General features: G+C 47.4%; 12 protein-coding genes. 2 read left to right on the top strand and 10 right to left on the bottom strand.

The features are described 5' to 3' along the window. Window positions 1–69: 69 nt before the first annotated feature. On the bottom strand, window positions 70–1,164 hold the full coding sequence (locus tag AB4875_RS08560) for a mechanosensitive ion channel family protein (protein WP_368375643.1): 1,095 nt from the start codon (window positions 1,162–1,164) through the stop codon (window positions 70–72). A 181-nt stretch (window positions 1,165–1,345) separates the two neighbouring features. Here AB4875_RS08560 and AB4875_RS08555 point away from each other — a divergent pair, with 181 nt between their 5' ends. Continuing rightward, entirely contained in the window at window positions 1,346–3,112 is a 1,767-nt protein-coding gene (locus AB4875_RS08555; RefSeq protein WP_368375642.1) for a BamA/TamA family outer membrane protein, read from the top strand. A 181-nt stretch (window positions 3,113–3,293) separates the two neighbouring features. Here the strand turns inward: AB4875_RS08555 and AB4875_RS08550 are convergent, their stop codons facing one another. The 4 genes from AB4875_RS08550 to AB4875_RS08535 all read right to left on the bottom strand — a co-directional run bounded on the left by AB4875_RS08550 (window position 3,294) and on the right by AB4875_RS08535 (window position 8,750). Further along, on the bottom strand, window positions 3,294–4,097 hold the full coding sequence (locus tag AB4875_RS08550) for an SDR family NAD(P)-dependent oxidoreductase (protein ID WP_368375641.1): 804 nt from the start codon (window positions 4,095–4,097) through the stop codon (window positions 3,294–3,296). A 106-nt stretch (window positions 4,098–4,203) separates the two neighbouring features. After that, on the bottom strand, window positions 4,204–4,836 hold the full coding sequence (locus tag AB4875_RS08545) for an START domain-containing protein (protein ID WP_368375640.1): 633 nt from the start codon (window positions 4,834–4,836) through the stop codon (window positions 4,204–4,206). A 250-nt stretch (window positions 4,837–5,086) separates the two neighbouring features. Next, window positions 5,087–7,372, bottom strand: coding sequence for a TonB-dependent receptor (locus tag AB4875_RS08540; RefSeq protein WP_368375639.1), 2,286 nt, complete (start codon window positions 7,370–7,372; stop codon window positions 5,087–5,089). A 25-nt stretch (window positions 7,373–7,397) separates the two neighbouring features. After that, window positions 7,398–8,750, bottom strand: coding sequence for a cytochrome P450 (locus AB4875_RS08535; RefSeq protein ID WP_368375638.1), 1,353 nt, complete (start codon window positions 8,748–8,750; stop codon window positions 7,398–7,400). A gap of 201 nt (window positions 8,751–8,951) precedes the next feature. On the opposite strand from AB4875_RS08535, the gene AB4875_RS08530 reads away from it, so the two are divergent. After that, window positions 8,952–9,959, top strand: a complete 1,008-nt coding sequence (locus AB4875_RS08530; RefSeq protein ID WP_368375637.1) for a helix-turn-helix domain-containing protein — start codon at window positions 8,952–8,954, stop codon at window positions 9,957–9,959. A 316-nt stretch (window positions 9,960–10,275) separates the two neighbouring features. Here AB4875_RS08530 and AB4875_RS08525 read toward each other — a convergent pair whose 3' ends face one another. The 5 genes from AB4875_RS08525 to AB4875_RS08505 all read right to left on the bottom strand — a co-directional run bounded on the left by AB4875_RS08525 (window position 10,276) and on the right by AB4875_RS08505 (window position 15,574). Beyond that, window positions 10,276–11,043, bottom strand: a complete 768-nt coding sequence (locus AB4875_RS08525; RefSeq protein ID WP_368375636.1) for an enoyl-CoA hydratase/isomerase family protein — start codon at window positions 11,041–11,043, stop codon at window positions 10,276–10,278. 46 nt (window positions 11,044–11,089) lie between these two features. Beyond that, window positions 11,090–11,764 (bottom strand): nitroreductase, encoded by a 675-nt coding sequence (locus tag AB4875_RS08520; protein WP_368375635.1) that lies wholly within the window; start codon window positions 11,762–11,764, stop codon window positions 11,090–11,092. Window positions 11,765–11,768: 4 nt separating this feature from the next. Continuing rightward, window positions 11,769–12,920 carry a CaiB/BaiF CoA transferase family protein gene (locus AB4875_RS08515; RefSeq protein ID WP_368375634.1) on the bottom strand — a complete coding sequence of 384 codons (1,152 nt, stop codon included), beginning with the start codon at window positions 12,918–12,920 and terminating at the stop codon, window positions 11,769–11,771. A gap of 97 nt (window positions 12,921–13,017) precedes the next feature. Further along, window positions 13,018–13,839 (bottom strand): crotonase/enoyl-CoA hydratase family protein, encoded by an 822-nt coding sequence (locus AB4875_RS08510; RefSeq protein WP_368375633.1) that lies wholly within the window; start codon window positions 13,837–13,839, stop codon window positions 13,018–13,020. A gap of 103 nt (window positions 13,840–13,942) precedes the next feature. Beyond that, entirely contained in the window at window positions 13,943–15,574 is a 1,632-nt protein-coding gene (locus AB4875_RS08505) for an acyl-CoA synthetase (protein WP_368375632.1), read from the bottom strand. Between the last annotated feature and the right edge of the window lie 159 nt (window positions 15,575–15,733).

The following is a 15,733-nucleotide window of genomic DNA, read 5'->3' as shown; positions in this document are numbered from 1 at the left end:
CGGCCTAGCTGACTGAATAACGAAGCCGGGCTTGAAGTGCTTAAAAACCCCCTTCAGCTAAACAAGGCCTCAGTCCTTAAAATTTATCGAAGCGCTGCCATCTCGTGCCTGCTCCTGGTCTAGATTGATGGCGCGAATCGGATAAGGAATTCGTATACCTTCCTGTGCATACCGCTTATGCAGCGCTTTCACAAAAGCAGACTTCACCCAAAAGCGGTTAAAATATTCCTTGGCTCGCAACATCACCGTCAGGTTAATACTGGAATTATCGAAGGTGTGGAACAGCACAAAGGTCTTGTAGTCAGATACGCCCCATTCATGACTCTCAAGAATCTCTCGGGCCACTTCCAAAGTCACCCGCTCCACATGATCCAAGTCTGAATCGTAGTGCACTCCCACTTCAACAGGCACTGATAGCTCTTTTTCTGGATAGTAATAATTAATGATTTTTGAGCCCGACAGCATACTGTTTGGCATGATCACCATATTATTGGGGAGCATGCGAACCCAGGTCGAGCGCCAGCCTATCCTATCTACAAAGCCCTGCTCTCCAGAGTCGAGTTCAATAAAATCACCCACCCTTATGGGTTTATCAATAACTAACTGCACCCCAGAGAAGAAATTTTCCAGTGTTGGCTGCAGGGCCAGAGCCACGGCCAAAGAGGTGATACCCAGAGAAGCGATCACTGGCGTGATAGATATGCCCAGCGTGCCCATCAATATTAGGAGGCCTAAACCCCAAACGATGCCACGCGTCATCCCTTGCAAGATGCTCCTGCTGCTTCGCATGGTCTCGGACTGCTCGGAGTAGCTACCAATAGCACCGCTGCACAGGCGATCCACAAACACCACCACAGCGAGAATGATTAAAAAATACTGGACCGGCCTAATATACCCATCAAGATAATCCAGCTTAAGACCAAGGTAGGCACAGACTATCTTGAACACCGCGACCGACAAACAAAGGATGACGAAAGTAATTGGCAGGGGCAGTGCCGCCACAATAAGCGAGTCCATAGTGAAGCGACTGCGGTCAATAATGCCGCCAACACACCCCAAAATGATGCGCTTCAACACTAAAAGAAGCAACATCGTCGCCAATGATGTCACGGCGGCAATGGCCCAGGGGTTAAGTAATAGATTAGCGGAACTGTACATATCCATATAGGCGACCCAAGAGTGACCGAGTTAATAGAATACAAAGCAAATACCATACCCTTGAGCTAAATTCTCGCCCGCTTCATAAAGCCAAGCCTTTAGCGAGCCTTTGCCGAGCCTTAAGTAAGGCTTAACAATTGAGGTATAGCTTGGCTAACTCAAGGATAATGAATAGGTAGTCCAGATCATGCTTCATCGCGCTCGGCTGGTCGTTTTCATTGGGCTTGTGGGCTTTGGCATCTGCCCGGCCATATATGCTCAGTCTAGCAATAAGGCTAGTTCAGAAACTGAGTGTGATCTCAAAGTCGATTTAAACGATAAAGACATCAGCAAACCCAGAAATACAGAACCAATATCTAGCCCAGAAGAAAATGTCCGCCAAGTAAATCAACAGGCCACTATTAACGCCATTAATATAAATGTTAATCAAATTTTTGACGAAAGCGACCCCAAAGAAAACAACTGGCTATTTCGCTTAGCCAACCGCCTACATATTACAACCAGGCCAGAAGTCATTCGAGATGACTTACTATTCGAAGAGAACACCCCCTTAAACCAAACCTTAGTAGATACCAGCGAACGAACCTTGAACACTCGCCGCTATCTTAATCAGGCTAGCATCGATACCGTGTATTCACCGTGTTCAAATCAGGCTGACATTGACGTTTCTGTTCGCGATGTGTGGACGTTAAAACCCAAAATCGGCTTCTCCCGCTCGGGTGGCAATAGCAATTCTAGCTACGGCTTTGAAGATAGTAATTTCTTGGGAACAGGTAAGGCCGTGTCGCTAATGCACTTTAGCAACGAACTCCGCTCTGGCAGTGTGCTCGACTACCACGACCCCAACACCGGCGCCTATAACAGCCAACTGCGTTTACGATACTCAGACAACGACGACGGCATTGAAAAGCGCATTACCCTTAACCGCCCCTTTCTAGATTTAAGTACCAAATGGACGGGAGAAATAAATCACGATGACACCATCATGTCGGAGTCCAACTATATTGCCGGCGAAGAAGTGGCCAGCTTTGACCACCAAAAAACCCTTAACTCAATATATTATGGGCGACGAATAGAGGAGCTATCGGAAGACAATCAATTTGCTCGCCGTCTAATACTCGGTATCAGCAAGGAAGAAGACGAGTTCAGTGAAAATAACGATAGCCTCAGCGCCGTAGCGCTACCTGAAAATCGCTCTGACGATAGTCTATGGATTGAATATCAGAACATTCACGACGGCTTCATCAAGACCACTAATGTTCAACAAATAAACAGGGCAGAATATTTCAACCTCGGGAACCAATTTCGTGCTCGCTTCGGTTACGCCGCGTCGAATATAGATGGTCCAGATGACGGCTATATTATTCAAGCCGAAAACTCAGTAGGAACCATGCTGGGCGACAAGCACATGATCTTACATAATATTTCATTTAACGGCCGCTACACCGATCACGGCTTGGTAGATAGCGTATTTGAAACTGCCGTGTCTTGGTATTGGAAAAACATCAGCAATGGCCAATTTCTAACCCAGTTGTCCGGCATGAAAGGCTACAATCTTTATGAAGATCATAATATTGTTTTAGGTGGCGACACCGGCCTCAGAGGCTATCCCAGTCACTTTCAAAGCGGGGATCGTAAAATCCTCTTCACCATGGAACAGCACTTTTTTGGCGAGCGGGAATGGTTCTCTCTATTTCACGCTGGCGCTGCGGTCTTCTTTGATGCGGGCCGCGCCTGGGGCGACAATCTTAACGACCCCAGCCTAGCAGTCTCAGAGAAAGATCGAGGCTGGATTAAAGACGTCGGTCTAGGGCTGCGCTTCTCCCCTACCCGAACAGGCAATAAAGAAGAAGGCTCACACGGCATACTTCATGTCGATTTGGTAAAACCACTGGATCGCAGCGACGGTATCTCTAACTACCAGTGGCGGATCACAACTGAGAAGCGGTTTTAGGATTTGGTCTTAGTTATTGGTGTATTTAATGGCTGGAACTAGAAAAAGCGGACATTAATATCGGCAATTATGGCATCTAATTTATCATCATATGGTCAGCTCGCTACTTCCAAATACCGTTATGGCAATACCAGCAAAGATATCACCTATTATGAAATCATTCAGGTGTCATTCAAATCGATCAGGGAGACAGCCAACTGATTACTCGGTGGTAGTGGTTAGGCAATAGACGCGAAAGCCAAAAAAGCGTGCTAGACATGTGGCCAGTCAAAATCCTACGTTTTCCACGGCGTATACCATTAAGGATATCCTCCGCACACTTTTCTGGAGGCGTTACCAACAACGCGTCAGCCGCTTTTGTAAATTCAGCCTCCTGTGGGCCAGCGTTACGCGTTCTCCTGCCACCTTTTTCGATATTAGTTTTAATACCACCCGGATGAACGCAGACGGTATTTATGCCGCTTCCTTCCAGCTCTCGCCAAAGACACTCTGTCAATGCGCGCACCCCAAATTTAGAAATATTATAGGCTCCCTGAGCTGGATAACTGACCAGACCAAATACACTACTAATGTTCACTAAGCTGCCCTCCCCCTGACGACGCATTATGGGCAAGAAAGCTTTACAACCATAAATAACGCCCCAGAGATTAACATTCAGCTGCCACTCGATTTCATCAATCTCCATATTCTCGATCGTTCCGATCATATCGACACCTGCGTTATTGAATACGTAGTGAGCGGCACCAAAATCTTGTTCAACTTCAACTGCATGGGCATACACAGCTTCACGAGATGACACATCAAGTACGTAGGAGCGAAATTCGCAGCCGTCAGGCAAAGAATGACAGGTTTTCTCAAGCTCCACTGCGTTGATATCCGACAGCGCTAAACGAGCGTTCTCAGCTGCAAGCTGCTTTGCCAATGCCCGTCCAATGCCAGAGCCTGCACCAGTGATTACGGCCACCTTGCTCGTAAATTTATTCATCGATTTCCTTTTAATCTATATACAGGACATGGTACGAACTCAAATACCTATACACTTCCTAGCCTCTTAAAATACTATCTTGCAGTCTCTGCTGGATTAGTAATAGCTAGCCGTTCCCATGAATCTCCGTAATCACCCCGATCAAATCTCGCTGAATCTGATGATTAGCTAACGGGCCTCGTAAACGCTTCAAAATATCGTAGGGAGATTCAACTGAGAGGGTATTTATCAGCCAAGATGGTAACGGTCCGGCTGGATCAATATGAGCACTAAATTCTACCGCAACACCTCCTCCAGATAATGGTGTTAACGTCCAAGTACTCCAAGACTGCACCACACGAACACGATCTTTCTTTCTAGGAAGAAAACCTTTCGTAGCAACCGCACGCATAGTTACTACCAAGGTATCAGGTGCCTGTTCCCAAGTAACACTGTTGACCATATCTCGATCTCTCACTGGCCAAGGTAATTCAGTATGCACGTACACAAACTTCTCTCTGGCGGATCGAGACTCTAAAGTATAAGTTTCACCACAGTATTTATCCCAGGTAGGCCTAACCGTCGGGTCCCAAAGTAAATTTACTATGCGTATAAGTGATGAATCAATCCAAGTCACCCCACGCACGGCTCGAATAGAAGAGCCCTCAACCGCACGACTGTAAACTTGGACAGCACCCTCGTCCCGCTCTAGCCGCCAATCATTAGCTAAAGAGGAATCGACTAAAAGAAACAATGACAAGCATGTCAAAATAAATCTATTCAAAAACAACATACACTCTACCTTGACTCACAATACTGCCTAATAGCGGAGCTAAAAGAATGCCAAGACTCTTAAAACCAGCTCCTTTTATCCAAATAATTCTTTAATATCGTCACGAGTAACGACCAACTGAATCCACCAAACGTAATCGTTCATATAGGTGCAACATAAAAGTATTATCCACAGAATAACCAACTAAAATAAACGGGGAGCTAGCATCCCTGTAAGCCTAATTGAATGTATATCTTAACGTCGCAAAAAAGTACTTCGGCGAATTGGTAAGCGCTGCATGTGAGCCTGGCTGCAAAATTGCGTCACCGCTGAATGTCTTTATCAGTTCATCGCTTAGGTTCTTACCATGAATATCGAACCTCCACCTATCGTCTAAAGATTTGATCCCAACTCGTGCATTGTAAAGCCAGTAGGCCCCTTGGGAATCCAGCGGGTCGAGATCAGAATCCATATATTCGAAATCTTTGAATGTCGCATCGACGCCGACGCCAATACTGAATGGCAGATCAAATGGAGTGAAGCTATAGTCAATCCTGATACTCCCAGTTAGCTCGGGAGCTCTGTGGATCGGACGACCACTAAGATCGCAAACCTCTTCGGGTAAAACAGCCAAGCCAGTAGGAGTAGGGTCCTCTGACAAAGGCCGAGTCTGACAACCACCATTCTTAAAATCCTCAAACTCCGCTTCGTTGTACCCAGCACTAGCGACTATCAACAAATTTTCAATTGGCATCGTGGTGATATCACTTTCGAATCCTTTTGATACGACCTCAGCCGCATTTGCCGTCGCATAGCCAAAACCTGTAAACGTTGCTAGCTGGTAGTCATAATAGCGAGTATGGAATGCACCTAAGTTAAAGCGAGTAGAACCATCAAACAGCTCGGTTTTAATCCCCGCCTCCACCGTGACGGAAGTTTCGGCATCGAATGTAACCTCATCTGCCGACAATGCGGCAATATTAAAGCTACCGGAGCGAAACCCTTCCGCGTAAGTAAAATACATTGAAACGCTTTCAAGAGGATCCCATATCACGGAAAATTTTGGCGATACGTCACGATCAATTATGCTTTTATTTAACACGGAATATTCTGGCCCAGCCAATAGTTCAAATAATGGCAATGGGGAACCGTGGTTTGAATAGCTCGACCCGAGCTTCTCGTCTTCCGAATAGCGCAGGCCAAAAATAAGTGCGAAATAATCCGACACATTCCATTTTGCTTGCCCAAACAAGCCTATCGAGGTGGTTTCAATATCAGTAAAACCATAGAATGTATCTAGCGGACCCGTAACTAGGTCAAGATCAGGAATTCCCCCAAATACCGGTGCAAGAACAGGGTCTAATACGCCCCCAGTTTGATTGCTCAACAAGGCGTCAGTTATCCCGGTTACTCCAGTTATAAAAGCAGGCATAGTCAACTCAGTCTCGATACTTGACTTAAAGTAGTAAAGCCCAGTCACATACTCAAACACACCTGGAGGCGACGTTAATCGAAGCTCCTCACTCCACTGCTTGGACTTCGCACTACCGCTTAATGCTATATAGTCCGCATTTGTTGCATCAATGTCACCACCTTGGCTATCGTTAAGTTCTGTAATCGCCGACACCAATGTGATCACGTACTCACCAACATCCCAGTTTAGTTCCAATGGAACTATCCGACCTTTACCCTTACTCTGATTACCTTTTTTGAGACTAGAATTCCGATCCATATTACTTTCATAGTCTGCATCCAGCAGTGACGTTATTTGATCGTTTGGCGCATAGGAAATCTCACTTCCAAGCCACACGCCAATATCATAGTCCAGTTTCGTGTAAGACAGTTTGGCACTCAACGAATCAGTGATATCCCACACCACAGTTGCACGAGCCTGACTGAGCGCTTTATCACCAAGCGTATCATCACTAGTTGTGCTATACCCAGAACCATCTTCATCCCGTTGCTTACCTGCAAGCCTAAATCTCAATGACTCAGTAATAGGGCCAGAAATAATGCCCTCTACTTCTTCTATATTCCTATCACCCTTTGTTACGCTCGCCAGCCCATACCAGTCTTCTGTCGGGGTTCCGTTTGTGATATTTATTACACCGCCCGTAGCATTTCGCCCAAACAATGTACCTTGTGGTCCCTTGAGGATTTCTATCCTTTCCAAATCCATAAACCCAGGCTTGAGATAATCTAAACGCGAAACGTAAACGCCATCAATAATATATGCAACGGACTGTTCACCAATGACATTCAACTCAGAAGTACCAATCCCTCGGAGATAGAGTGCATTAAAATCGGTATTGATTGAAACATTTGGCAAAAATAACGCAAGATCATTGAAGTTTGAGATCGCCGCATCGCGCATATCGTCGCCAGAAATAACAGAGATGGCGATTGGTACATCACGCACGTCTTCAGATCGTTTCTGCGCAGTGACCAAAACTTCCTCTAGCTTGGCCGCATGAGAACTTGAGATACACAACAGAGACGCCAGCCCTACAATTTTCCAATCCATAAAACCGTTCCTTTTTAAATTATTATTATCTTTCACTAAGTACTACTTGAGCTCCTTTAGATGGCACCAAAGTTATACTGCGACGAGCGATTCGCTCAGAGGGCTTATTTGTTGTTTCAAAATGTAGGTTTCGGCAAATCGTCGTAATAATTACGTGCATCTCGGAAACAGCAAAGGGCGCCCCCAAACAGCGTCGCAAACCGCCACCAAATGTAATCATTTCATAAGGGCTAACTTTCTTTTCAAGAAAACGTTCAGGCCTAAATTCTTCTGCATTGGGATAAACGTCTTCCCGATGGTGCAACAAAGTCATCATAGTAAATACAAGCATCCCGGGTTCTAGCACCAAGCCAGCACCAAGATCGACCGGTTTAACAACCAAACGTCCAGTGAAGGGCAAGACCGGACGAGATCTCAGCGCTTCAGAACAAACTGCTTCTACATAGGTATAATCGTCATCTTCGATAGATCTTTCGATCTCGGTTACTACACGCGGATTACGCGATATTCTTTCTCCCAACCATCCAAGCGTTGACGCTGTTGTTTCATATCCTGCAATTAACATCGTGCGCAGTGCTTCAAATATGTATTCATCAGTCACTTTCTCGGGATTATCGCTCTGCATCTGTAAAAAAACCGCCAACACATCCTCCCGCTGCTCGTCCCCTGATGCACGACGCTCATTCATTTCTTCCAGTAGAATATTATCGCCGTCAGCAATTGCGGCACGAAGCTTCTTATATTTTCCATCCCAGCGGCCACCTTTTGAAACGGCAACGATCGTCGAGAAAAGGAAACCAATGCTGCCTACTTCGGACACCATATCTAACACTGCCCTGCGAAGACGTCTTGCTCTAGTTGGCTGCGTGACCCCCATTACGACGTCAACAATTATGTCTAATGTTAGGTCCATCATTGCCTGATGAAAAGAGAACGACTTGCCGCGCGGCCAGCGCGCCATGTGCTCCTCAGTTTTTTTAGCAAAAATGTATTCGTATTTTTTTGCTGCGCCGCGGCTAAAATGAGGCAACATCAATTTTCGATCTTCGAGGTGTGGCTCATCATCTTTAAAACTAATGGAATTTTCACCAAGCAAGACAGGATGCGGCGAAACTTTTCCCAGTGCCTCACCGAAGTGAAGCGCCGTTTGATCACCAGCAAAAATTTTTCGTACGTCTTCCGGTGAAGTCAGACCAACAGACGTTGGAAATCCCGGTAACGGCATCAAAAACCTATCACCAAGCGACTCTAGTCGACTCATGAATACTTCGGGACGAAACCAGTACTCGAGCCCCAAACGCAGGCCTGATACAGAAGGCGCCGGTAAATCTAATTTCGCCTGATTTGAATTATTACTACTCGCACTCACAGAGCTCATTGGCTTCCTCAGCATTCAATAGAATTCGTCGAGCAGATAGATTAAAAGCATCGAACCATTGACTCTATGTTCCAAACCGCCGTAAAGTTGTTGAAACTGACAATTTGTACGTTTTTAAGTCATTTTTATGTCAATCTCAACGAACAAGACAAAGCGATACTTACGACTAGCCCATTCACATACAAAGACTTGGTATCTGGTATGAAATCGACCCTCTATAGTCAAATAGCCGAACGACTTGCTATAGCAGCTAATGCAGAAGGAGTAGTAATACCCTTCGAGGTGCTCAAACACCTATCAAGCCATTCGGAACACTCGAAGGTGGATGACGCTAGCATCATTCCAGTGATAGCCGAGGCAGTTGCTACACTTCCCCGTTATGAATACCTTGTGCTTGCGCTCGCAAGTGCCCTCCCAGTTTCATCTACAGGCTACCTGAGTCTTGGCGTAAAGGTCGCACCTTCTGCGTTCGAAGCAGTTAAGTTTCTGATTGAGCTTGCAGAACTCATAGTACCGGTAGTTAGCATATCGTTATCTGAATCCAGCATTGTCGACCAGGGCTTCGTAACATTCTCCCCCAATGTCGCCATTTCACCGGCTGCGGAAAGTGTCCTGACAATAATTTGTTTAATCGCTTCTAACAAAGAGCTCTCACTAATCACTGGTAGAACACGAAATTTATCTGACGTTGAATTACGCGAAGGCATTAGCTGGCCTATAGACGAACTGAGCAAGGCTTTGGGCACGACCGTAAAGATTGGTGATAAAAAAACGGTTATACGCTTTACAATCTCAGCGCTGAATTCTCCAAATCCCTCAGCTGACATTGCGACGTTTAAACAATTACAGGAAGAACTGCACGCAAAAAAAGATTTAGCCCTAGGCTCGATTAGTATTAAGGAGCGAGTCACTCAGCTTGTCATGGAAAATATCAGGTTCCCTAAGTCAAAAGAGGAAATTGCCCGCCAACTTAAGATGTCGGAACGTCAACTCAGGTACTCACTAAATAAGACAGGCGCCACCTATCAGCAAATTCTAAAGCAGTGTAGAACTGAATATGCTACGAAATTATTAGTGACAACATCTCACCCACGTATTTCGGAAATTGCAGATCAACTTAACTATTCAGATACGGCCGCTTTTTCACAAGCCTTCAAGCAATGGACCGGTTTGAGCCCGAAAGAATATCGCGAGGAGTATTCAAAGTGAATGCTAGTTTGGCAAGGAAAACTTTCATTTCCCTTGTCGTCACCTACACCTTAACTACTCATATTTTCGCAATTCTGAGCATCACATTTGAGCTAATCGTATAGAGCTCCACCCCTAAAACGTACCAACTGCAAGCTCATACTGCCTCCATCCACTTCCGAGCTAACGTATGAGATAGGACATACCGAAAAGTCATTTCAAATACACGTCGTAGGCAGTATAGCGGTCAACAAGGTCTAGTCAGCTGAATGGAATGTCCAATACTGTAGAGCTGAAGCCCCTCACACCGGGTATGTAAGGGGTATTTCCATAGCTGCTACTTTCTAAATTGTTTAAAATTGGCGGGACGCTTTTCCATAATAGCCACTACCCCTTCAATATTTTCTGGGGTGCCCGCTAGCCGTGACATGCCTTCGGCTTCACCGCCCATTGCAGAATGAATAGCGGCGCGGTGCACATTGCGCATTAATTTTTTGGTTTCTACCAAGGACGAAATCGACCAATGTGCAATTTCACGGGCCTTAGCCATGGCTTTTTCTAAGAGTTCTTCGTCATCAAAGCATGCGGTGGCAATACCCACTTCAACCGCTTTCTCAGCGTTTATCCACTCAGAGGTATACATAAGTTCTGCCGCTTTGCGGGCGCCAATAATGGCCTGTAGCTGGTAGCTACTTCCCCATTCAGGCACTAGGCCCAGGGCGGTAAAGGGAAAGCGCAAACGTAAACTGCTACCCACGTATACTACATCTGTATGCAGTAATAGGGTGGCACCACCACCCACAGCCACACCGCGGGCGGCGCTGACAACGGGCTTGTCAAAATCTACCAAGGCCTTAGCTGAAGACTCAAAGGGGTGCTCACCATCTGCATCTGCGAAATCATTGAGATCAACTCCAGATGAGAAATCTGTACCGGCGCCGGTGATTACCACACAGGCAACACGGGGGTCAGTATTTGCTGCTGTAAGAGCATCTCTGAAAGCCAGCCATTGCTCATTATTAAAGGCATTCTTTTTGCGCGGGCGATTTAGGGTTAGTAGTAATACACCGTCGTCATCCAGCTGCTGTAATAGCGTGTCGCTCATAGTCTTCTCTTTATTATTTAATCTAGGGAGAGCTGGTTCGCTCCGCTTAACTGTAAAATTTTACTGTGTCTGACAGTTCGGCTCTGTCGGTGCGACAGGCATTTACTGCGTGTTTAGTGTCTTCAAAACCAAAAGACAATCCGAAAAGTAATTTATTGGCGGGGTCTATATTGAGTTCCTGCCTGACCAAATCACAGTTAAAGCTCAGCGCCGTCTGCGGGCAGCTGGCCAAGCCGTGCGCAGCAATACTTAACATTAGCGTTTGCGCGTACATGCCTAAATCTGCCGCTTCGCGAAGACCAAAGGGCTCGGGCAAAAACAGAAAAGCGACATGCGGCGCGCCAAAGAACTCGTAGTTCTTCATAAACTGTTCATTGCGCGCTACTTTATTTTCGCGGGTAATGCCCATGGCATCGTATAGATCTGCCGCTGCCTTATATTGACGCTCTTTATAGACGCCCTGATATTTGCCATCGTAGGGAAAATCCATTGTCCATTCACCGGCGCTGAATGCCGGCAAAATTTTACTGCGCAAATTCTCAATACTTTCACCGCTGGCCACCGCCACTTGCCAAGGTTGGGTATTACAGTTTGATGGCGCGCGCTGAGCAAGCCCAAAAATAGACTCTAACTCAGACTGGGCGACGGGTTTTGGTAAGAAAGCCCGCACCGAACGCCGTTCATTCACTAAGTCGCTAAAGACCTTTACAACATCAGTCATTTTGTTAATCCGCTTGTTTGATCACGCCCCCAGCTAAGAGCTGGTCTATGTGACTTTGTTCTAACCCCAGAGACGCCAGGATTGACGCAGAATTTGCGCCTTCAGCGACGGGAGCATGTTGGATTTGCCCTGGCGTACGAGAGAAACGTGGTGCGGGCGCCGATTGCAAAACATTGTCGCGACGAACAAGGTTTTGCCTTGCAGCATTATGCGGGAAACTCTCAGCTTCTTCCAAGTCCAGTATCGGCGCAACGCAGGCATCGCTGCCGTCAAACAAGACAGCCCACTCGTCACGGGTTTTCTCTAAGAACTTGGCCGCCATTTGCGCTCTGCGCGCCGGCCATGCGGTCTTATCCATTTGGGAAAAATAATCACTGCCGCCAAAATCCAAATCCAGAATCGCTAGCATTTGCGCATAGAACTGGGGCTCTATGGCGCCAACCGACATGGAGCGGCCGTCTTTGCACAAATAGCTTCGATAAAATGGCGCGCCGCCATCTAGCATATTTTGCTCGCGTTCCAACTCCCAGAATTGAATACCTCTGAGGCCGTGAATGGTGCTCAGTAGCGATACCGTGCCATCGCAGATGGCGGCATCAATAACCTGACCAACACCCGACTGTTTTCTTTCTAACAATGCCGCCAGCACGCCCAGCAATAAAAACATGGAGCCACCACCAAGATCACCTATCACATTCAAGGGTGTCGGTGGCGCCTCGCCAGCGTTGCCAAAACTGTCTAGTAAACCGGTAATCGCGATGTAGTTGAGATCATGCCCTGCCCGCTTTGCCAGCGGCCCATCTTGCCCCCAGCCGGTCATGCGACCATAAATTAAGCCCGCATTACGTTTGGCGCAGTCATCCGGCCCCAGTCCTAGCTTTTCCATCACGCCGGGCCGGAAGCACTCTATTAATACATCGGCGGTTTCTACTAGCTGCAGAACCACCTCAATACCGGCGGTTTTTTTAAGATCTACCGCAATCGATTTTCGGCCACGCGCAGTAATATCACCGGGATGCGCGCCCAAGCCACCGCCAGAGGTGCGGTCTATGCGAATGACTTCTGCCCCAAGGTCTGACAACAACATACAGGCATACGGCGCAGGACCTATGCCGGCCATTTCAATAATACGAAAACCTGTGAGTGGCCCGGACATTTATTTTCTCGCTGTGTAAGAAGGGTGTAACTGGAAGGGAGCATCACAGCGCGGCAGCGATTCAAGACCTTGAATCGCTGCCGCGCTGTAAAAGAGCTTAGCTGCCGGTGAAGACTGCAGGACGTTTTTCTTTAAAGGCGCGCATACCTTCTTTGGCGTCTTTAGAACCAAAGACCGGACCAGCCAATTCATCGGATTTCTGCATGGCGTCGTCTTCAGCTAAATGTTCGGTGTGCTCACGCAGTGAACGCACCACGGCCTTAACCGCAAGCGGGCCATTGGCACATATTCTTTCTGCCAACTTCTTCGCTTCGTTCAAGGTTTCGCCCTTGGGAACAATACGGTTAATCAGGCCAAAATCTAGGGCCTGTTGCGCGGTGATATGTTCGCCCAAGAGCAAAATTTCAGCGGCCAAACAGTAGGGAATTTGCTTGCGCAAGCGAATGGTAGATCCCGACATTGGGTACAAGCCGCGCGCCACTTCAGTTACACCGAAAATAGCATCTTCTGCCGCAACACGAATATCGGTGCCCTGCAGCATCTCGGTGCCACCGGCCAGTGCGTAGCCCTCTACAGCAAGCAGCAGTGGCTTGCAGGGGCGGTTTTCACGCAGCAGTGCCTGCCAATGAATATTGGGGACGGTGCCCATTAAATCCATAAATTCTTGGGTGGTGCCTTGGTCGCCATCGGGGCCGACTTTTAAGTCCATACCGGCGCAAAACGTATCGCCATTGGCGGTAAGAATGGCGCAATATAAACTGTCATCTTCGTCTAGTAGACGCCACGCTTTATACAAACCCAGCAGCATTTCTGGATTAAAGGCATTCTTAGCCTCGGGTCTGTTTAGGGTGACAATTAGAACATTGCCTTCCTGTTCGATAAGACAGGTTTTAGTACTGATGGCTAATTCAGTGGCCATATTTGAGCTCCGTAAAATTTATTATTACTGCGCGGTAAGCAGGGGCAGCGAAGCGGCACACAGCTTGGCCGCCATGATGCTCTGCCCCGCTACCAGAACGTATTTAGGCAACAGCGCCTTTACCACTGTCGGCATAGGCCTTGGCGGTTTTATAATCTGGTTTACCACTTGGCGCGCGGGGCAGTTCGTCTATCAAATGGATTTCTCTGGGCACTTTGTAGCCAGCAATATGCTTGCGGCAGTGCTCTTGAATATTTTCTAGGCTTAACTCCGTTCCCTCGCGGGCCTGAATAACAGCGCTCACTCGACTGCCCCAGCGCTCATCATCAACGCCGACAACCAGAGCATCAAATATTCCGGTGTGGGCTTTGAGTGCGACTTCCACTTCTTCAGGGAAGATTTTTTCGCCGCCACTATTGATGCAATTAGAACCCCGCCCAAATACAGTGATTGAACCGTCATCTTCGAGCTTGGCAGCATCACCAGTTAGCAACCACGTCTTACCATCTACTTGAATAAAGGTTTTTGCGGTTTTCACAGGGTCGTTGTAATAACCATTTGGGATATACCCAGCGCGGGCAAAAATACCGGTTTCACCTAGCTCCGCATGACGCCAAGTGTCGCCCTCAAGATTTATGAGCACGTCCATAAAATCTGTGCGGCTTACATTGCCAAGGCCAGATGCGGTCTTTTTGCTGCCGTTATCCATACCCATTTGACCACCTTCGGACGAGCCGAAGCTGTTGGTGATAAAGACATTGGGGAAATGCTTTTTAAAGGCTTCTTGCTTAGCTTCAGAGAAGATCGCACCGCCGGAACCAACATTAAATACCGCGCTTAAATCCCAGCGATCAACATTTGCGTCTAGGGCATCCAGCAGCGGAATAGCCATGGCGTCGCCAACGATTTGCACCGCGTTCACTTTCTCGTCTTGAACAACCTGCCAAATCGCTTCGCCATTAAAAGAGCGCTGATGATTAAGGATTAAGGCGTTGCCCGCCAATAGCTGAATACAGGCGTACCACCATGACGCGCCGTGCATCAGTGGCGCCAGCGCAATACCGCGCAAGGCGTGCTCAGTAACGCGGCTGGCCATGTCTTCTGGCTTCTCACAGGCACCTAGGGGTGAAAAGTGCCCACCGCCGCCCATGGCTGCAAAAAATACATTCTTATGCGGCCACATCACGCCTTTAGGCATGCCAGTGGTGCCACCGGTGTAGAGAATGAAATAGTCATCCCCTGAGCGCTCACCGAAGTTGCGCTCTTTAGACTGGGTTTCCCGCACGGTGTGGTAATCCACAGCGTCAATTGTCGCCAGCGGCTCTTCAGTATGGTCAGCAACGGCAATACATAATTTTAGGGTCTTGGCGGCACTGCGAACCTCAGCGATGGCCGGAATAAATTCACGGTGATGAATACAGGCGACCATGTCTGCATTATCAAAAATATATAACAACTCATCTTTTACATAGCGATAGTTGACGTTGATTGGCACAGCGCGAATTTTGAAACAGGCGAGCATCGCTTCCAGATACTCATTGCAGTTATACATATACAGGCCGACGTGATCGCCCGCTTTAACACCCTTAGATGCCATATAGTGGGCCATTTGATTGGCGCCAGCATCCAATTCTGCATAGCTACAACGGCTCGCTCCGCAGACTAGCGCCTCGCGCTCCGGCACCTTGTCAGCAACGGCTTCAAATAAATCTGCGAGGTTAAATTGCATAGTCATATTCTCAATCCCTTATTATTTTCTGTGCGATATTCGCAAACTATTCTGAAAAAATTTGATACTGCTGGCAACAATAGCATTGTTCACCGCAGTACAAAGTATTCACAAATATAACAACCGCCACCTAGCGCCACCATCCTCCCAAGAGACGAGCCTAGG

Origin of the sequence: Zhongshania sp. R06B22 (assembly GCF_040892595.1) — a bacterium.
In the GTDB taxonomy this organism is placed as follows: Bacteria; Pseudomonadota; Gammaproteobacteria; order Pseudomonadales; family Spongiibacteraceae; genus Spongiibacter; species Spongiibacter arctica.
This window is presented reverse-complemented; position numbering and strand designations above follow the sequence as displayed.